Annotated in this window: 18 protein-coding genes; 11 read left to right on the plus strand and 7 right to left on the minus strand. The window is 59.2% G+C overall.

What is annotated here, in order from left to right:
- Positions 1 to 3: 3 nt before the first annotated feature.
- Together M2397_RS05305 and M2397_RS05310 are read right to left on the minus strand one after the other, a co-directional pair.
- Entirely contained in the window at positions 4 to 729 is a 726-nt protein-coding gene (locus M2397_RS05305) for an ABC transporter permease (RefSeq protein ID WP_259242398.1), read from the minus strand.
- Positions 726 to 1,652 (minus strand): ABC transporter ATP-binding protein, encoded by a 927-nt coding sequence (locus tag M2397_RS05310; protein ID WP_167656216.1) that lies wholly within the window; start codon positions 1,650 to 1,652, stop codon positions 726 to 728. Before M2397_RS05310 ends, M2397_RS05305 begins: the two co-directional genes overlap by 4 nt.
- Positions 1,653 to 1,864: 212 nt before the next feature.
- Here M2397_RS05310 and M2397_RS05315 point away from each other — a divergent pair, with 212 nt between their 5' ends.
- Positions 1,865 to 2,836 carry a hypothetical protein gene (locus M2397_RS05315; RefSeq protein ID WP_131699535.1) on the plus strand — a complete coding sequence of 324 codons (972 nt, stop codon included), beginning with the start codon at positions 1,865 to 1,867 and terminating at the stop codon, positions 2,834 to 2,836.
- 113 nt (positions 2,837 to 2,949) lie between these two features.
- Positions 2,950 to 3,423: a transcription elongation factor GreB gene (greB, locus tag M2397_RS05320; protein ID WP_167656214.1), complete on the plus strand. Its 474-nt coding sequence runs from the start codon at positions 2,950 to 2,952 to the stop codon at positions 3,421 to 3,423.
- Between the two features lie 45 nt (positions 3,424 to 3,468).
- Here the strand turns inward: greB and M2397_RS05325 are convergent, their stop codons facing one another.
- Both M2397_RS05325 and M2397_RS05330 read right to left on the minus strand, forming a co-directional pair.
- Entirely contained in the window at positions 3,469 to 5,979 is a 2,511-nt protein-coding gene (locus M2397_RS05325; protein WP_131699534.1) for an ABC transporter permease, read from the minus strand.
- The gene (locus M2397_RS05330; protein WP_016972350.1) at positions 5,979 to 6,662 is read right to left on the minus strand and encodes an ABC transporter ATP-binding protein; all 684 of its coding nucleotides are present in this window, start codon (positions 6,660 to 6,662) and stop codon (positions 5,979 to 5,981) included. The genes M2397_RS05325 and M2397_RS05330 overlap by 1 nt, the downstream gene beginning before the upstream one ends.
- Before the next feature lie 10 nt (positions 6,663 to 6,672).
- On the opposite strand from M2397_RS05330, the gene M2397_RS05335 reads away from it, so the two are divergent.
- From M2397_RS05335 to M2397_RS05345, 3 genes are all read left to right on the plus strand, one after another.
- On the plus strand, positions 6,673 to 7,278 hold the full coding sequence (locus tag M2397_RS05335; protein WP_167656213.1) for an arylesterase: 606 nt from the start codon (positions 6,673 to 6,675) through the stop codon (positions 7,276 to 7,278).
- Positions 7,279 to 7,336: 58 nt separating this feature from the next.
- Positions 7,337 to 7,630 carry a hypothetical protein gene (locus M2397_RS05340; protein WP_003172705.1) on the plus strand — a complete coding sequence of 98 codons (294 nt, stop codon included), beginning with the start codon at positions 7,337 to 7,339 and terminating at the stop codon, positions 7,628 to 7,630.
- Between the two features lie 72 nt (positions 7,631 to 7,702).
- Complete coding sequence (locus M2397_RS05345) at positions 7,703 to 8,671, plus strand: L,D-transpeptidase family protein (protein WP_027606975.1); 969 nt, start codon at positions 7,703 to 7,705, stop codon at positions 8,669 to 8,671.
- A gap of 135 nt (positions 8,672 to 8,806) precedes the next feature.
- On the opposite strand, the gene oprI is transcribed toward M2397_RS05345, so the two are convergent.
- The gene (oprI, locus tag M2397_RS05350) at positions 8,807 to 9,058 is read right to left on the minus strand and encodes an outer membrane lipoprotei OprI (protein WP_003172710.1); all 252 of its coding nucleotides are present in this window, start codon (positions 9,056 to 9,058) and stop codon (positions 8,807 to 8,809) included.
- A gap of 609 nt (positions 9,059 to 9,667) precedes the next feature.
- On the opposite strand from oprI, the gene M2397_RS05355 reads away from it, so the two are divergent.
- A complete protein-coding gene (locus tag M2397_RS05355) occupies positions 9,668 to 9,949 on the plus strand; it encodes a GNAT family N-acetyltransferase (RefSeq protein WP_027606976.1) in 282 nt (93 codons plus the stop codon).
- 72 nt (positions 9,950 to 10,021) lie between these two features.
- Here the strand turns inward: M2397_RS05355 and M2397_RS05360 are convergent, their stop codons facing one another.
- Both M2397_RS05360 and M2397_RS05365 read right to left on the minus strand, forming a co-directional pair.
- Positions 10,022 to 11,098, minus strand: coding sequence for a 3-deoxy-7-phosphoheptulonate synthase (locus M2397_RS05360; protein WP_053130701.1), 1,077 nt, complete (start codon positions 11,096 to 11,098; stop codon positions 10,022 to 10,024).
- A 130-nt stretch (positions 11,099 to 11,228) separates the two neighbouring features.
- On the minus strand, positions 11,229 to 11,663 hold the full coding sequence (locus M2397_RS05365; protein ID WP_131699531.1) for a PilZ domain-containing protein: 435 nt from the start codon (positions 11,661 to 11,663) through the stop codon (positions 11,229 to 11,231).
- Here M2397_RS05365 and M2397_RS05370 point away from each other — a divergent pair.
- The 5 genes from M2397_RS05370 to cysB all read left to right on the plus strand — a co-directional run bounded on the left by M2397_RS05370 (position 11,662) and on the right by cysB (position 15,573).
- Positions 11,662 to 12,048, plus strand: a complete 387-nt coding sequence (locus M2397_RS05370; protein WP_131699530.1) for a thioredoxin — start codon at positions 11,662 to 11,664, stop codon at positions 12,046 to 12,048. The genes M2397_RS05365 and M2397_RS05370 overlap by 2 nt on opposite strands.
- Entirely contained in the window at positions 12,045 to 13,007 is a 963-nt protein-coding gene (locus tag M2397_RS05375) for a putative 2-dehydropantoate 2-reductase (protein WP_259242400.1), read from the plus strand. The genes M2397_RS05370 and M2397_RS05375 overlap by 4 nt, the downstream gene beginning before the upstream one ends.
- A 15-nt stretch (positions 13,008 to 13,022) precedes the next feature.
- Entirely contained in the window at positions 13,023 to 13,940 is a 918-nt protein-coding gene (locus M2397_RS05380; RefSeq protein ID WP_131699528.1) for a 5'-nucleotidase, read from the plus strand.
- Positions 13,941 to 13,993: 53 nt separating this feature from the next.
- Complete coding sequence (locus tag M2397_RS05385) at positions 13,994 to 14,494, plus strand: universal stress protein (protein ID WP_131699527.1); 501 nt, start codon at positions 13,994 to 13,996, stop codon at positions 14,492 to 14,494.
- A gap of 104 nt (positions 14,495 to 14,598) precedes the next feature.
- Positions 14,599 to 15,573: an HTH-type transcriptional regulator CysB gene (gene cysB, locus M2397_RS05390; RefSeq protein WP_003189876.1), complete on the plus strand. Its 975-nt coding sequence runs from the start codon at positions 14,599 to 14,601 to the stop codon at positions 15,571 to 15,573.
- Positions 15,574 to 15,575: the final 2 nt, after the last annotated feature.

Below are 15,575 nucleotides of genomic sequence, written 5' to 3' on the forward strand. Positions count from 1 at the left end.
TTCTCAGCTGTGTTTATAGTTGAGCGTTACGGTCGTCGCTGCGAGAAACGCTAAGATCATGCTGATAAAGTAAAGCGTGTCACGAAGTGTGAACTTTCCATTGTCGATAGCGCTGTATCTCGAAAAAGGGCTGAGGGAGACCAAGCTGTCCACCGCCCAGATTGGGGCTTGATGTTCAAGTGCATCGAGTAAATAAGAGAGCGCACTGACGATAAGCATCAAGCCCACTGTCAGTAGGAAAAGGGCAGTGCGCTGACGCACCAGTGTGAAGATAAAACAACCGACCGCTAGATAACTGCCAGCCAGCAGCCAGCTTGATATAAATTGCGAAGCAATAACAGTGTTGTCCGCCACGCCCAGGTAGTTGGCGATGATCACGAGAGGGAAGGTCAACATGAGGGCTGTGCCCGCCATGACCCAGGCTGCTAAGAATTTGCCAATAACCCATTCAAACGTGGTGATGGGTAGTGTTTTCATCAGGTCGAGAAAACCGGCATTGGACTCGTCCGACCAGAGTTGTGCCGCCAGTACAGGAATCAATAACAAATAGAGCCAGGGGTGTAGCTGGAAGAAAACCTGCAAGTGACTGCTGTCCTGTTCTGGCCAGGAGCTCATGTGCAACCCCAATGCCACGGACAGTACTGAAAAAATGGCAATGCTCAGATAAGTGCCGGGTGTACCGGCAAAGTGGGCGAGCTGACGCTTGAAAATGACGGGCAGCAGTTTCAAAGGGGGGCCTCTCGGCTCAGAGCGTGAACTACGTCGCTGAGGCGACCAGGCTCCAGGCTCAGTGAGTTGATTTTCCAGCGACGATTGGCAATGAGCGTATTGATATGGGGGTAGATGGTGTGCCCCGGCATGGGCAGGACGGTCACGGTGCCGGGTGCATGCCGATGTTCTTCGATGCCCGCGACCCCTGGCAGTACGGCGAGAGCCAGCAGGTCCAAGGGGGCATCTGCGGTGAGGGTAACCGCCTGGAAATGGCGAGAGTCGCGTTGCAAATCCGGCATGGGAGCATCGGCCACCAGACGATCGCCTGCGATAACCAGTGCGCGCGTACAGAGTTCGGACAATTCATCGCAGTGTCGGGACGCGATGATCACTGTCATTTCTTGCATCAATGACTGGATGAGGCTCCTGAATGTGTGTTTCTGATCAGGTGCCAGCCCCTCGGTCGGTTCATCCAGTAATAGCAAGGCCGGGGTGTGCAGGATGGCCTGGGCAATGGCGACTTTGCGCCTTAAACCCATGGAGAGAGCCTCGAGGGGCGCATTGAGCACCGGCAACAACTCCAATCGTGTCGCGGCATATTCCACCTGCGCGCGTTTTTCGGTGCCGCGCAGTCCGCGAATGGCTGCGATGTAGTCAAGGAACTCTTTAACCGACATCGTAGGATGACTGACGCACCTATGAAGTTGGTAGCCGATGAGTTTTTTTGCTTTAAATGGATGGGTTTTAGTATTGAAACCGTGGATGTTTATATACCCGCTGGAAGGAGTGGTCGAGCCCGATATTACATCGAGAAGCGCCGTTTTAACTGTAGGATTTTCTCCGAATAATCCCAGGCATTCCTGTTTGTTTGCGCTGAATGAAAAATCGCTGATTATTTTTTTATTATTAAAATATTTTGTCAGGTTGATTATTTCGATCATTTAGCGTGGTGTGGTCGTAGAGGGGGAGAGTTTGAAAAGGGTACGGGCAATAGCTGTTTTTGGGAACGCCGCTCAGCATTAATCGGAAAAATCCTACGTGCGCGCCAGGCAGGTCGCTGAAACAATTGTTTTGTGTTTTTAACCTTTAATTATTGAGTGAATGTCTGAAGGTTATAGAGACTTTTCGAATTTTGTAATGAGGCCCGATTACCATGATGCTTCTACGTACCCTTGTTCTTGAACGCGACGGTCAGGATGCTCCGGTCAACGGTGCATTGCTCTGTGGGTTTGCTGTAGGTCAGATTGCCTCCAACTTCCTTGTTTATAGCTTGGATGAAGAGGTTGAGCCGGCGAGTTCCAGGGTTTATGTCGCAGCCTTGCGCAAAAAGCTTGATCGGTATTTTCTGAGCGGTGTTGAGTCCAAGGAAGACCTGCATGTGGCCATGCATGTCTTCAAGCAAATTCTCACATCGGTGGCGGCAGGCACCAAGGCGGGTGTCACCGAAACTCAGGTTCCTTATCATTTTATCGATTTGAAAGGCTGCAAGCTGCCGCCTGCGAGGCCCGAAGAACATCACTCGGTGATCATAAAGAAGGCATTGGTGATGAAAGTGATCACCCTGGGAATGTCTGCGCCGGTGATGCCGGCAATCGAAAGTGCTTCATTGATTGTGCCTTCCATTCGTTTCTCGTCGAAAATGAGTTCACCTGTCAGGGGGGCGAATCCACCCGAGCCTGTACATGAACCTGTTGTAGAAGAACCCCGACAGATGTCAGTCGACACGCCTGCGGCCATTGTTCGGGATGCACCTGTTGTCCTGAATGAGCCAAGCCCCCCGGCTCAGCCGCAGCTTCCGGCACCCGCGGACGACGGCACCTTGTCCGAAGTGGGCAGTACACTGACCAACCTCGCTCGTGTCGCTCAGGAGTTGACCCAACAGAAACTCGCTGCGGAGGAAAGGGCAACGGCGCTTGATCAATGGCAGGCCCGATTGCAGCAGGAGCAAACCCATTTGGATGAAAGGACCCGGGATTTGGAGCAACGCACCGCTCAACTGCATGACCAGTCTTTGGCGGTCAGTCAGCGAACCGAGGCCCTGAAGGTGATGACCTCGCAAGTATCGGGCTTGCGCCAGAGCCTGCGAGGTGTGCTGCTTGAACTGGATCAGGCCTTGGATGGTTAGACCGGCCTGGCTACTTTCTCGGGTTCATTTATCATCAATGCCAGCGAACCGACGCCGGGGTGTGATTTCCTGGCCTATCGACACCTATGGACATTGCCTGGGGATGCATGCGTTTGAGTACCAAGCTGATTACCAAAGAAGGTCATGAAGCGCTGAAGAAAGAGCTGGATTACCTGTGGCGCGAAAAGCGTCCGGATACCACACGCAAGGTGACGTGGGCTGCCTCCCTGGGGGATCGCAGCGAGAATGCCGACTATCAGTACAACAAAAAGCTGCTGCGTGAAATCGACCGGCGGGTGCGTTATTTGCGCAAGCGCCTGGAAGACATGCGCGTGGTGGAGTACATGCCCGAGCAGGAGGGGAAGGTGTTTTTCGGCGCATGGGTCGATATTGAAAACGAGCAAGGCGACACCAAGCGTTTTCGTATCGTTGGTTATGACGAGATTTATGATCGGATGGACTATATCTCCATCGATTCACCGATGGCCCGTGCGCTGCTGCGCAAGGAAGTCGACGATGAGGCCATTGTGCAGACCCCGGGAGGCGAGGTGTGCTGGTGGATCACCGCTATTGAGTACGTGAAGTAAGCGACGTTGACCCGCACCCCGCAAGGGAGGCGGGCCGTTGACCGCTCAACCCTCGCGCAATACCGTCAGCGGGCTTGCATTCAGCGCACGGCGTGTGCCGAACACCCCGGCACCGCCGATCAATACGGCGCCGACCACAGGCAGCAGCAATAGCCAGGGGTGCGGGTGCCAGGCCAGGTCGAAGGCATAGCGGTACAGCACCCACGTGACCAACTCGGTGCCCAGCGCTGCCAGCAAGCCACTGACTGCGCCCAGCAAGCCGAACTCGATACGCCGCGCCTTGACCAGCAGCTTGCGCTCTGCGCCCAGTGCTCGCAGCAGTGCGCCTTGGCGAATGCGCTCATCCAATGTGGCCTGCAGGCCGGAGAACAGTACGGCCATGCCCGCGGCAAGTACAAACAACAACACGTATTCCACTGCCAGGGTCACTTGGGCGAGGATGCTGCGCAGCTGCTCCAGCAGCGCCTCGACCTGCAGGATGGTCACCGCCGGAAAGGCGCGGGACAGATCAACGATCTGCTGATCATGCCCTGGCGCGAGGTAGAAGCTGGTCAGGTAGGTGGCCGGCAGGTCCGTCAAGGTACCCGGTTGGAAAATCATGAAGAAGTTCGGCTGGAAGTTATCCCAGTTGATGGTTCGCAGGCTGGCAACCCGTGCCTCACGGTTTTCCCCGGCGATGGTGAACACCAGGTGATCGTTCAACTTGAGCTTGAGGCTTTGCGCGACCTTGGCTTCTACCGAGACTCCAGGAATTCCATCGGTGGGTTGTTGCGACCACCATGAGCCTTCGGTCAGGGTATTGCCCGGCGGCAGGTCGGCGGCCCAGGTCAGGCTCAAGTCGCGTTGTACCGCGCGGTCACCACTGGAGTCCTTGCTGACTATTTCCTGTACAGGCTCGCCATTGATACTGATCAATCGCCCTGGCACCACCGGGTACAGCGGCGCTGATTGCGCCTGCACTTCCAGCAAGCGGGCGCCAAAGGCGTCCTTATCGGCCGGTAGGATATTCAGGGCGAAATAGTTAGGTGCGTCCTTGGGCAACTGGTTTTGCCAGGTGTCCAGCAATTCGCCGCGCAGCAGGGCGATCAAGCCCATGGACAACAGGATCAAGCCGAACGCCAGGGACTGGCCCGCCGCCGCCAGCGGGTGGCGCAGCAATTGGCCCAGGCCCAGGCGCCAGGGCAGGGACGCGCGGGCCAACAGGCGTCGCAGGCTCTGCAACAGCAGCAGAAGCAAGCCACCCAGAACCAGCGCGGCGACCACGCCGCCGCCCAGCAGGGCGAAGGTCAGCACCAGGTCGAGGCTAAGGCGCCACATGATCAGGCCCAGGGCGAACAGCGCAGCGCCGTAGACCATCCAGGTGCTGGACGGGATAGGCAGCAGGTCGCGCCTCAACACGCGCAGAGGTGGTACGCGACCGAGTGCGGCCAGTGGTGGCAGGGCGAAACCCGCGAGAGCGACCAGCCCGGTGCCGATCCCGGCGACTGCCGGCAGCAGCCCGCCTGGGGGAACATCCGCCGGCAGCAGGTCGTGCAGGAAATAGAACAGGCCAAACTGTGCCAGCCAACCGAGCAGGGCGCCGGCCAGGCTCGCCAGCAACCCCAGTACGCTCAGTTGCAGGCTGAACAGCAACATGGCCTCGAGTCGCGACAACCCAAGGCAACGTAGCAACGCACTGGCGTCGAAACGGCGGGTGGCAAAACGGTTGGCCGACAGGGCCACGGCCACACCGGCCAACAGCACAGCCACCAGGCTGGCCATGTTCAGGTAGCGCTCGGCTTTGCCAAGGGCGCCACCGATCTGCTGGTTGCCGTCCCGTGAGTCCTGAAGACGCTGGTTGGCGGCGAGCCCCGGCTTGATCAGGTCACGATAGGTTTGCAGCGCAGTGCTGGCCTGTGGTCCACGCCACAACTCGCGGTAGCTGACGCGACTGCCTGGTTGGACTACGCCGGTGGCGTCCAGGTCCGCCAGGTTGATCATCACCCTGGGCGTCAGGCTATAGAAATTGCCGGCGCGATCCGGTTCGTAGGTCAGTACGCGTGCCAGGCGCAAGGTCTTCATACCCACATCGATACTGTCGCCGACTTTCAGGTCCAGCGCCGTCAACAGCCGCGCCTCTACCCAGGCTTCACCCGGTTTCGGTCCGCCGCCTGGGGTTTCATCGCCAAAAGGCGCAGCGGCACTCTTCAACTCGCCCCGCAGCGGGTACTGCTCGTTCACGGCCTTGATGCTGGAAAGCTGAATGCCGTTGTCGGTGGCGATGACGCTGGAGAACTCAACCACACGGGCGTGATCCAGGCCCAGTTCGGTCCCGGATCTGATTTGTTCGGGGCGGGCCGGTGAGCTGCCTTCGAGTACCAGGTCGGCGCCGAGGAACTCGGTGGCGCGTAACAGCATCGCGCCGTTGAGGCGGGCGCCGAAATAACCGATAGCGGTACTGGCGGCCACGGCCACCAACAGGGCGAAGAACAACACACGCAATTCGCCGGCGCGGGCATCGCGCAGTAATTGGCGCAGGGCAAGGCTGAACAGGCGCAATAGCGGCAAACGTGCCATCAAGGCTCCAGGGGGGCGACCATCAGGCCGGCTTCAAGGCGGATCAGGCGTCGGCAACGATGAGCCAGGCGCTCGTCATGAGTAACCAGCACCAGGGTCGTGCCGCTTTCTTTATTGAGCTCGAACAGCAGGTCGCTGATGCGCTCGCCGGTGTGACTGTCGAGGTTGCCGGTGGGCTCATCGGCAAACAGCACGTCCGGTTCGGCGGCGAAGGCGCGGGCAATCGCCACCCGTTGCTGTTCGCCCCCGGAAAGCTGGCGTGGTGAGTGGGTCAGGCGTTGGCCGAGGCCCACGCGCTCCAGTAGGTGTTTGGCGCGTTCGCGGGCGTCTTTGCGGCCATCCAGCTCCAGCGGCAGCATGACGTTCTCCAGCGCATTGAGGCTGTCGAGCAGTTGGAACGACTGGAACACAAAGCCCACGTGTTCGGCGCGGATGCGCGCCCGTTGGTCTTCGTCGAGGGTGCTGAGCGCCTGGCCGGCGAGGGTGACTTCACCGCTGCTGGGCAGATCGAGGCCGGCCAGCAGGCCGAGGAGGGTGGATTTACCGGAACCGGAGCTGCCGACGATAGCCAGGCTATCGCCCTTGTTCAGTTCCAGGCTCAGTTCGTGCAGGATAGTCAGTTCACCTTCCGCGCTGGGAACCACTTTGCTGAGGTTCCGCGCGGTGAGAATGCTTGCGCCCATGGAGAATCCGATGCGAATGTGGTTTTTGAGTGCTGGCCTGGCCTTGATGTGCATGGCCCAGAACGCAGCGGCGGGTACAGTCCTGATCGTTGGCGATAGTATCAGTGCCGGTTTCGGCCTGGATACCCGCAAAGGGTGGGTGGCACTGCTGGAGCAACGGCTCAAGAAGGAGGGTTTCGACGATAAGGTGGTCAACGCCTCCATCAGCGGCGACACCAGTGCCGGAGGCCTGGCGCGGCTGCCGGCGGCGCTTGCAGAGCATAAGCCGGACGTGGTGGTGATCGAGTTGGGGGGCAACGATGGCTTGCGCGGGCAGCCGCCTGCGCAATTGAAACAAAATCTTGCGTCGATGATCGACCAGTCCAAGGCCGGCGGTGCCAAAGTCTTGTTGCTGGGTATGCAGTTGCCACCCAATTATGGCCCGCGATATACCACGGCGTTTGCCGAAGTCTATGGCGTGCTGGCCAAGGAAAAAAACGTCCCGCTGGTACCGTTTTTCCTTGAAGGCGTGGGGGGGAATCCGGAGCTGATGCAGGCGGATCAACTGCACCCGGCGGTCGGCGCCCAGGGTAAATTGCTGGAAAATGTCTGGCCGATGCTAAAACCGCTGCTATGACGCTTTTCTACCGGCAGGCTTTCGGCTAAGGTGGCGCCCCCCCGATCTGGAGCCCCCGATGTCGCGTCCTGCCTGGTCCCTGTTTAACTACCAACTGATCGAGCCGGACGAACAGCTGGATCTGTTCGCCTGCCAGGAAGTGCGGGTGCATCTGGTGACGCGTCAATTGGAACTGGGCGGCTCCATCGATCGGACCCTGTGCGGTACGTTATTGCCGGCGCAGCCGCGCTGGTCCCTGGTCGACCGTTCGATTTTTCAGGACCAGCGCCTGTGCCCTTTGTGCCGGGCGATCCTGGAGTCGCAGAAGCGTGGCACGCCGCCAATCTGGCCCGAGTTGCGTTTCGAGTTGTAGGGGGCAGCTAGAAGCCCGCTTCACGTATACAATCGATTTTTACCTCCCGTCGTTCTGCGAAGGATTTTCCGGATGTTGTCGCGCCTTTCCGTCGTCACCTGCTGCCTGTCTCTTGCTGCCTTGTGTGCGGCCGGTCCTGCCGCCGCCTTGCAGTTGCCCTTGCCTCCACCCGGTGAAGACATCGTCGGTCAGGTCCAGGTGATCAAGGCCAAGTACGAAGACACCTTTGCCGACCTGGGCACCACCTACGACCTGGGCTATTCGGAAATGGTCGCGGCCAATCCGGGCGTCGATGCCTGGTTGCCGGGGGCGGGGACCGAGATCGTCCTGCCGACGCGCTTCATTCTGCCGCCGGGCCCCCGTGAGGGCATTGTGATCAATCTGGCGGAATATCGGCTCTACTACTTCCCCAAGGGACAGGACGTGGTCTACACCTTCCCGCTTGGGATTGGTCGTGAAGGCTGGGGCTCGCCCATTGCTCACACCAGCATCATCGCTAAGACGCCGAACCCGACCTGGACGCCGCCGGCCTCGATCAAGGCCGAGCACGCCGCCAACGGCGACCCGTTGCCCAATGTGGTGCCGGCCGGCCCGGACAACCCTCTGGGGCCGTTCAAGTTCACCCTGGGGACGCCGGGTTACCTGATCCACGGTTCCAACATGAAGTTCGGCATCGGCACCCGTACCAGCCACGGCTGCTTCCGCATGTTCAACAACAACGTGCTGGAAATGGCCGGTATGGTCCCGGTGGGGACGTCGGTGCGCATCATCAACGATGCCTACAAGTTCGGCAGCAGCGGCGGCAAGGTCTACCTCGAAGCGCATACGCCCTTGAACGACGACGGCACGCCGTCGGTGGTCGACAAGCACACGGCAGTGATCAACGCCTTGCTCAAGCGTGAAGACCTGGCCAATAACCTGCGGGTGAACTGGGACCAGGTGCGTGATGTGGTCGCGGCGGAAGATGGCCTGCCAACCGAGATCGGTGTGCCAGGTGCTGCACCGATTGCCTCCAGCGCGCCGATTGATTTGCAGCAGTAAGCCTGCTCCATCAACAGCCCGCTGCAGCCTTGCGCTGCGGCGGGCTTTTTATTGTCTGTAATCGAGAGCCGAATCGCAGGCAATAAAAAAGCCGATCCAAGAATGGATCGGCTTGATAACAATCCCGAGGGATTATTACTTGCGGCTAGCTTTTTCAAGCATGCGCAGAGCGCGCTCGTTAGCTTCGTCAGCAGTCTGTTGTGCTTTTTGAGCAGCAGCCAGAGCTTCATCAGCTTTACGGTAGGCTTCGTCTGCACGGGCCTGGGAGCGAGCTGCTGCGTCTTCAGTTGCAGTCAGACGAGCTTCGGTTTCTTTGGAGACGCTGCTGCAACCGGTAGCCAGAACTGCGGCCAGAGCCAGAGCAGAGAATTTCAGAACGTTGTTCATCGTGTTCCCCTTCAAGGACTTTCTATTAAATGGCTACTCTCAGAGTGAGCTAATAGCCGGCGTACATACTACCCATTACTTGTAGTAAGTAAACTGACGTAGCGCAAGAAGCAAAAAAAATTCTTGTGCCGAATCTATTTTGGCTAATCTTTTGGACATTTGTATAAAAACCGTACAGTTTTTTGCAGTCTGACGGAGGTTGGACCCAGGCTGAGAGGGCCGGCCCGCATGTGTTAAGCCTTGTAAATAGATGAAATTTTATATATCGAGGCTGACACTTTCGTTTGGCTGGCCTTTACCACGCTCCGCATCTTTTGTGCATGTAGAGGTGACTTTAAGAGCGCCTGTTCGTCTCAAGGTTCAACTGCCGGCAATGTTCAGGCTTTCGGTCACCGGTTGATCGAGGCCCTTTCTATATCCACCAGCGGCAGGGATGACGGGTACGCCTTGAGCAATTACAGGATTGGTGCCTACTATTCCCTACGTGCTGGTTGTGAGCGCTCAAGGTTTTCTCGTTGTCGAAACCGGCACGGGGTGGCGTAGATGTTCCTTCGCCGGAAAAACATCGGTAAGGTAGGGGTCAGAATCCAAGACCCGCGAGGAGTAGTGATGAGCGAGGCGTTGTCCATCCACCATGACCAGGCTGGTCATCAGTTCGAGACCAATGTGGACGGTCATCGTGCCTATCTGACCTATATGGACCTCGGGAAGCAGACCCTGGACATCTATCGGACCTTCGTGCCCAACGCACTGCGCGGCCGTGGCATTGCAGCTGCGTTGACCGAGGAAGCGTTGAAGTTTGCCGAAGAGCAAGGCTACACGGTGATCCCGTCGTGCTCCTATGTCGAACGCTACATGGAACGCCACCAGCGCCATGCCGCGAAGCTTTGAGGCATAAAACGCAGGATGAAAAACGCCGGGCTCAGCCCGGCGTTTTTGTGTGCGCATACTTCAGATACAGGTTCAGGTGCGTTTGCGTTTCGGCAATACGTCCTTGAGCTTGGCGTGCATGCTGCGCAGGGTATTTTCGGTGGCGGACCAGTCGATGCAGGCATCGGTGATCGACACGCCGTACTGCAAGTCGGCCAGGTCCTTCGGAATCGCCTGGCAGCCCCAGTTCAGGTGGCTCTCGACCATCAGGCCGATAATCGACTGATTGCCTTCGAGGATCTGGTTGGCCACGTTTTCCATCACCAGCGGCTGCAGGGCCGGGTCCTTGTTGGAGTTGGCGTGGCTGCAGTCGACCATGATATTCGGCTTGATCTTGGCCTTGTTCAACGCCTGCTCGCAGAGCGCAACGCTGACCGAGTCATAGTTGGGCTTGCCATTGCCGCCGCGCAACACCACGTGACCGTAGGCATTGCCCTTGGTGGTGACGATGGAGACGCCGCCTTCCTGGTTGATACCCAGGAAACGGTGAGGACTGGAGACCGATTGCAGCGCGTTGATCGCCACGGTCAGGCCGCCGTCGGTGCCGTTCTTGAAGCCTACGGCCGAAGACAGGCCGGATGCCATTTCGCGGTGGGTCTGCGACTCGGTGGTGCGCGCGCCGATGGCCGACCAGCTGATCAGGTCCTGCAGGTACTGCGGGGAAATCGGGTCGAGGGCTTCGGTGGCAGTGGGCAGGCCCATTTCGGCCAGGTCCAGCAGCAATTTCCGACCGATGTGCAAGCCGTCCTGGATCTTGAACGAGTCGTCCAGGTACGGGTCGTTGATCAAGCCTTTCCAGCCGACGGTGGTACGCGGTTTCTCGAAATAGACGCGCATCACCAGGTACAAGGTGTCGGACACTTCTGCCGCCAGTACTTTTAGGCGCTCGGCGTATTCGTGAGCAGCCTTGAGGTCGTGGATCGAGCAAGGCCCGATCACGACGAAGAGGCGGTGGTCGGTGCCATCGAGAATGTCACGGATGACTTCGCGGCCCTTGGTGACGGTCTGCAGGGCAGCGTCGCTTAAAGGGATTTCGCGCTTGAGCTGATCGGGTGTGATCAGGGTCTCGTTGGATTCGACGTTTAGGTCATTGATCGGTAAATCAGCCATCGTGTTACTCGCCAGGGTCACGGGTGCCGGCCGCCTGCCATCCCCGTGCGGCGGGCACAGCATGATTTGAATGCAGGGGGGAGGAACCTTAGCGCGTAACACGGGCCCGCGACAATGGGCAAAGCCCGCTTTAATCCCGCGCTGGTCGCACAAATGTTTCATGGGAGAACTCGCCCGCATGGCGCGCCACCCACTCACGGGCCAGGGCTTCGAGTTGCTGCGGGGTCGGTTCGGCATCTTCATGCTGGCGGCAGTAGCGCTCTATCCGGCATGCTTGCTCACCCATTCGCGCACCGAACAACGCATGTTCATCGGTAAACGAAATGCCCACGCGGTAGCCGTTTTCCACCTTGCGACACCACGCCACATAACCTGGATAGCGGGCGCTGGCGCCCAGGGAGGGAATGAGCAGATCAACGGCCGTGCCCTGGCGCCACGCGCGGGGCCAATTGCAGGCGACGCCGCCCAGGCCGATAGTGAGCAGGCGTTGGCGGGGGATGGCAGGAGAGGGGCGTTGGATTAACTCGACAGCGACATCATCAGGGTGAGGTAAAAAACGACCCATGTACACGGACTCCGAGCACCGTCCAGTTGACGGCGGTGGCAGCAGTATAGTGAAGGAACTGGAATTGACCGACCTGGATATTGACCAGCAATTGCTGGGATTGCCAGGTATTTCGCTGGTGGTGTTCACCAGCGTGGGGTGTTCCAGTTGCCGTTGGGCGCGCCAGCAATTGCCGGGCTGGCGTTTGCCGGTGGACCGCGTGTGCTGGGTGGATGCCGGGCACAACGGCGGTGCGGTCGAACGCTACCAGATCTTTCATTTGCCGGCGTTGTTTGTGGTGTGCGAGGGTCAATTCTTCGGGCAGATACAGACACGTCTTACGCCTGCTGACACCTGCGAAGCAGTAAAAATAGCGCTTACCCGCACCCCGGAGGATTTGCCATGACTGCACTTGCACCCCAGACGCCACGTATCGGCATTATCGGAACCGGCGCCATTGGTGGCTTCTATGGAGTGATGCTGGCACGCGCGGGCTTCGACGTGCACTTCCTGCTGCGCAGCGAATACGCGGCGGTCAGCGAGCACGGCCTGCGCGTCAATAGCAGTGTGCATGGCAACCTGCTGCTGCGCCCGGTGCAGGCCTACGCCCGTGCCGCGGACATGCCGCCGTGCGACTGGCTGCTGGTGGGCACCAAGTCCACGGGCAATGTCGAGCTGGCCCCGACCCTCGCCCAGGTCGCGGCGCCGGACGCCAAGGTGGTGTTGCTGCAAAACGGCCTGGATGTCGAAGACAGTCTGCGTGAACACCTGCCGCCATCGCTGCATCTACTGGGCGGGCTGTGCTACATCGGCGTACACCGCTCTGCACCTGGCGTCGTAGAACATCAGGCGTTGGGCCGGGTCAACCTGGGCTACCACAGCGGCACGGCGGCCAACGATGAGAGCTGCCAGAAGGCTATTGTCGAAGCCGGCGCTGCGTTGTTTCATAAGGCCGGCATCGAATCCCAAGCCATGGCCAATGTGCATCAGGCCCGCTGGCACAAGCTGGTGTGGAACGTCCCCTACAACGGCCTCTCGGTGTTGCTGGGCGCGGGCACCACGGCGATGATGGCGGACCAATCCAGCCGTGAGCTGATCCAGGCGCTGATGGCCGAAGTGGTGCAGGGCGCCCATGCCTGTGGCCATGAAATTCCCGGCAGTTACGCCGAGCAGATGTTCGCCATGACGGAAACCATGGACGATTACCTGCCCAGCATGTACCACGACCATGTGCACAAACGCCCGCTGGAACTGGCGGCGATCTATGCGCGACCGCTCGCTGCCGCCAAGGCCGCGGGTTGCGAATTGCCGCGAATGCAGGCGCTGTACCAGGCCTTGAGTTTTATTGATCGGCATAACCGCTGATTCGGGGGACGTACCATGGCAAAGGGATTGGGCGACAAACTGGTGCTGGCGATTTCTTCGCGGGCGCTGTTCGACCTGAGCGACAGCCACAAGGTCTACCTGGCCCAAGGGGTGGAGGCCTACCGTAAATATCAGATCGAACACGAGGAAGAGACCCTTGAGCCCGGTGACGCCTTTCCGCTGGTCAAGAAGCTGCTGAGCCTCAATGCCAGCCTGGGCCGTGCTCGGGTCGAGGTGGTACTGGTATCGCGTAACAGTGCCGACACCGGCCTGCGTGTATTCAACTCGATTCAGCACTACGGCCTGGATATTTCCCGTGCCGCTTTCGTAGGCGGACGTAGTCCTTATCCTTATTTAGCTGCGTTTGGCTGCCATCTGTTTCTTTCCACCCATGCTGAAGATGTACGCAGTGCCCTCGATGCCGGCTTTGCCGCCGCGACGATTCTGTCGGGCGGTCCGCGCCGGGCGTCCAGCGAGGAGCTGCGGATCGCCTTTGACGGTGACGCGGTGCTGTTCTCCGATGAGTCGGAGCGCGTGTATCAGGCCGGCGGGTTGGAGGCGTTCCAGGCCAGCGAGCGCGAGTCGGCGCGGCAACCTTTGCACGGCGGTCCCTTCAAGGGGTTCCTGGCGGCACTCAACTTGTTGCAGCGTGAGTTTCCAGACGAGGCCTGCCCGATCCGCACAGCCTTGGTCACCGCCCGTTCGGCGCCTTCTCACGAGCGGGTGATTCGTACCTTGCGTGAGTGGGATATCCGACTGGATGAGTCATTGTTTCTCGGCGGCCTGGAGAAGTCCGCATTCCTGGAGGCGTTTGCCGCTGATGTGTTTTTCGATGACCAGGCCGGGCATTGCGAGAAGGCCCGGGAGGTGGTGGCCACCGGGCATGTGCCCCATGGCATCAGTAACGAGGTGAGGATTCAGGCCGAGAGTTAGGGGCGCTGCTAAGCTCATTCAATCTCCTCCATTCCGGCTGTCCAGGAGGTTTTATGATTCGTTCGATGCTGTACGCCACGGACCTTGGTCTGTATGCGCCTTATGTGATGCAACATGCACTGGCGCTGGCGCGGACGTTCAAGGCTGACCTGTATGTGATTCACGCGGTTGAACCGATTGGGCTGTTCGCCGAATCGGTGTTGCAGAGCTACCTTGATGAACAGGCCTTGAGTGAGTGGCAGACCCAGGGTTTGAGCACGGTGATGGCGACTATCGAGCAGCGGGTGCTCGACAGCTTTCGCGAGGAGTTGGGAGAGGGTGAGCAGGATTTGAAGTTGATCCGCTCGGTACGGGTGATCCAGGGGGACCCGTGTGAGGTGATTCTCGACCAGTTGCGCAAACTGTCCGTCGACCTGCTGATCGTCGGCAGTCACAGCCATGCCGCGGCGGCCGCCACACCGCTTGGGCGCACCGCTGCACGGGTGCTGCAGCTGTCTAACGTGCCGGTTTATCTGGTGCCTTCCTTACAGCGTCGACGCAGCGATGACGTGTGAGGGATAGAAAATGATAAAAGGTTCTAGATTTATCTGTCTAACCTTTAATATAGTTATATACCGTCGCTGATACCCACGGCGTCTACCTGCTTTGAGGGATACATATGAAGCTTCAACAACTGCGCTACATCTGGGAAGTGGCGCACCACGACCTCAACGTTTCCGCTACCGCTCAAAGCCTTTACACCTCGCAACCGGGTATCAGCAAGCAGATCCGCCTGCTCGAAGACGAGTTGGGCGTCGAAGTGTTCGCGCGCAGCGGCAAGCACCTCACCCGTGTCACCCCGGCCGGTGAACGCATCATCACCACCGCCGGCGAGATCCTGCGCAAAGTCGAGAGCATCAAGCAGATCGCCCAGGAGTTCTCCAACGAGAAGAAAGGCACCCTGTCGATTGCCACTACCCACACCCAGGCGCGTTATGCGTTGCCGCCGGTAATCCGTGATTTTATCAAGCAATACCCGGACGTCGCGCTGCACATGCACCAGGGTTCACCGATGCAGATCGCCGAGATGGCCGCTGACGGCACCGTCGATTTCGCCATCGCCACCGAAGCCCTGGAGCTGTTCGGTGACCTGGTGATGATGCCGTGCTATCGCTGGAACCGTTGCGTGGTCGTGCCCCAAGGCCACCCATTGGCCAAGTTGCCGAAGCTGACCCTGGAAGCCCTGGCCGAATACCCGATCGTGACCTACGTCTTCGGTTTCACCGGCCGCTCCAAGCTCGACGAAGCCTTCAGCCATCGGGGCCTGACGCCGAAAGTGGTGTTCACCGCCGCCGACGCCGACGTCATCAAGACCTATGTTCGCCTGGGCCTGGGCGTGGGTATCGTTGCCAAGATGGCAGTCGATACCAACCTCGATAAAGACTTGGTGGTGCTCGATGCCAGCGAGCTGTTCGAGTCCAGCGTGACCAAGATCGGCTTCCGTCGTGGCACCTTCCTGCGGGGCTTCATGTGCGACTTCATCGAGAAGTTCGCGCCGCACCTGACCCGTGAAGTCATGGCCAAGGCGATCCAGTGCCACAACAAACAGGAACTGGAAGAGCTGTTCGACGGCGTGGAATTGCCCGTCCATTAAGG

The sequence above is a fragment of the Pseudomonas sp. BIGb0381 genome (assembly GCF_024809815.1).
Lineage (GTDB): Bacteria > Pseudomonadota > Gammaproteobacteria > Pseudomonadales > Pseudomonadaceae > Aquipseudomonas.

Excerpts from the sequence above, each read along its gene's own strand:
- M2397_RS05310 (WP_167656216.1), bottom strand. The coding sequence starts at position 1,652 with ATGATCGAAATAATCAACCTGACAAAATATTTTAATAATAAAAAAATA.
- M2397_RS05315 (WP_131699535.1), top strand. The coding sequence starts at position 1,865 with ATGATGCTTCTACGTACCCTTGTTCTTGAACGCGACGGTCAGGATGCT.
- M2397_RS05325 (WP_131699534.1), bottom strand. The coding sequence starts at position 5,979 with ATGGCACGTTTGCCGCTATTGCGCCTGTTCAGCCTTGCCCTGCGCCAA.
- M2397_RS05330 (WP_016972350.1), bottom strand. The coding sequence starts at position 6,662 with ATGGGCGCAAGCATTCTCACCGCGCGGAACCTCAGCAAAGTGGTTCCC.
- M2397_RS05335 (WP_167656213.1), top strand. The coding sequence starts at position 6,673 with ATGCGAATGTGGTTTTTGAGTGCTGGCCTGGCCTTGATGTGCATGGCC.
- M2397_RS05340 (WP_003172705.1), top strand. The coding sequence starts at position 7,337 with ATGTCGCGTCCTGCCTGGTCCCTGTTTAACTACCAACTGATCGAGCCG.
- M2397_RS05345 (WP_027606975.1), top strand. The coding sequence starts at position 7,703 with ATGTTGTCGCGCCTTTCCGTCGTCACCTGCTGCCTGTCTCTTGCTGCC.
- oprI (WP_003172710.1), bottom strand. The coding sequence starts at position 9,058 with ATGAACAACGTTCTGAAATTCTCTGCTCTGGCTCTGGCCGCAGTTCTG.
- M2397_RS05355 (WP_027606976.1), top strand. The coding sequence starts at position 9,668 with ATGAGCGAGGCGTTGTCCATCCACCATGACCAGGCTGGTCATCAGTTC.
- M2397_RS05360 (WP_053130701.1), bottom strand. The coding sequence starts at position 11,098 with ATGGCTGATTTACCGATCAATGACCTAAACGTCGAATCCAACGAGACC.
- M2397_RS05370 (WP_131699530.1), top strand. The coding sequence starts at position 11,662 with ATGTACACGGACTCCGAGCACCGTCCAGTTGACGGCGGTGGCAGCAGT.
- M2397_RS05365 (WP_131699531.1), bottom strand. The coding sequence starts at position 11,663 with ATGGGTCGTTTTTTACCTCACCCTGATGATGTCGCTGTCGAGTTAATC.
- M2397_RS05375 (WP_259242400.1), top strand. The coding sequence starts at position 12,045 with ATGACTGCACTTGCACCCCAGACGCCACGTATCGGCATTATCGGAACC.
- M2397_RS05380 (WP_131699528.1), top strand. The coding sequence starts at position 13,023 with ATGGCAAAGGGATTGGGCGACAAACTGGTGCTGGCGATTTCTTCGCGG.
- M2397_RS05385 (WP_131699527.1), top strand. The coding sequence starts at position 13,994 with ATGATTCGTTCGATGCTGTACGCCACGGACCTTGGTCTGTATGCGCCT.
- cysB (WP_003189876.1), top strand. The coding sequence starts at position 14,599 with ATGAAGCTTCAACAACTGCGCTACATCTGGGAAGTGGCGCACCACGAC.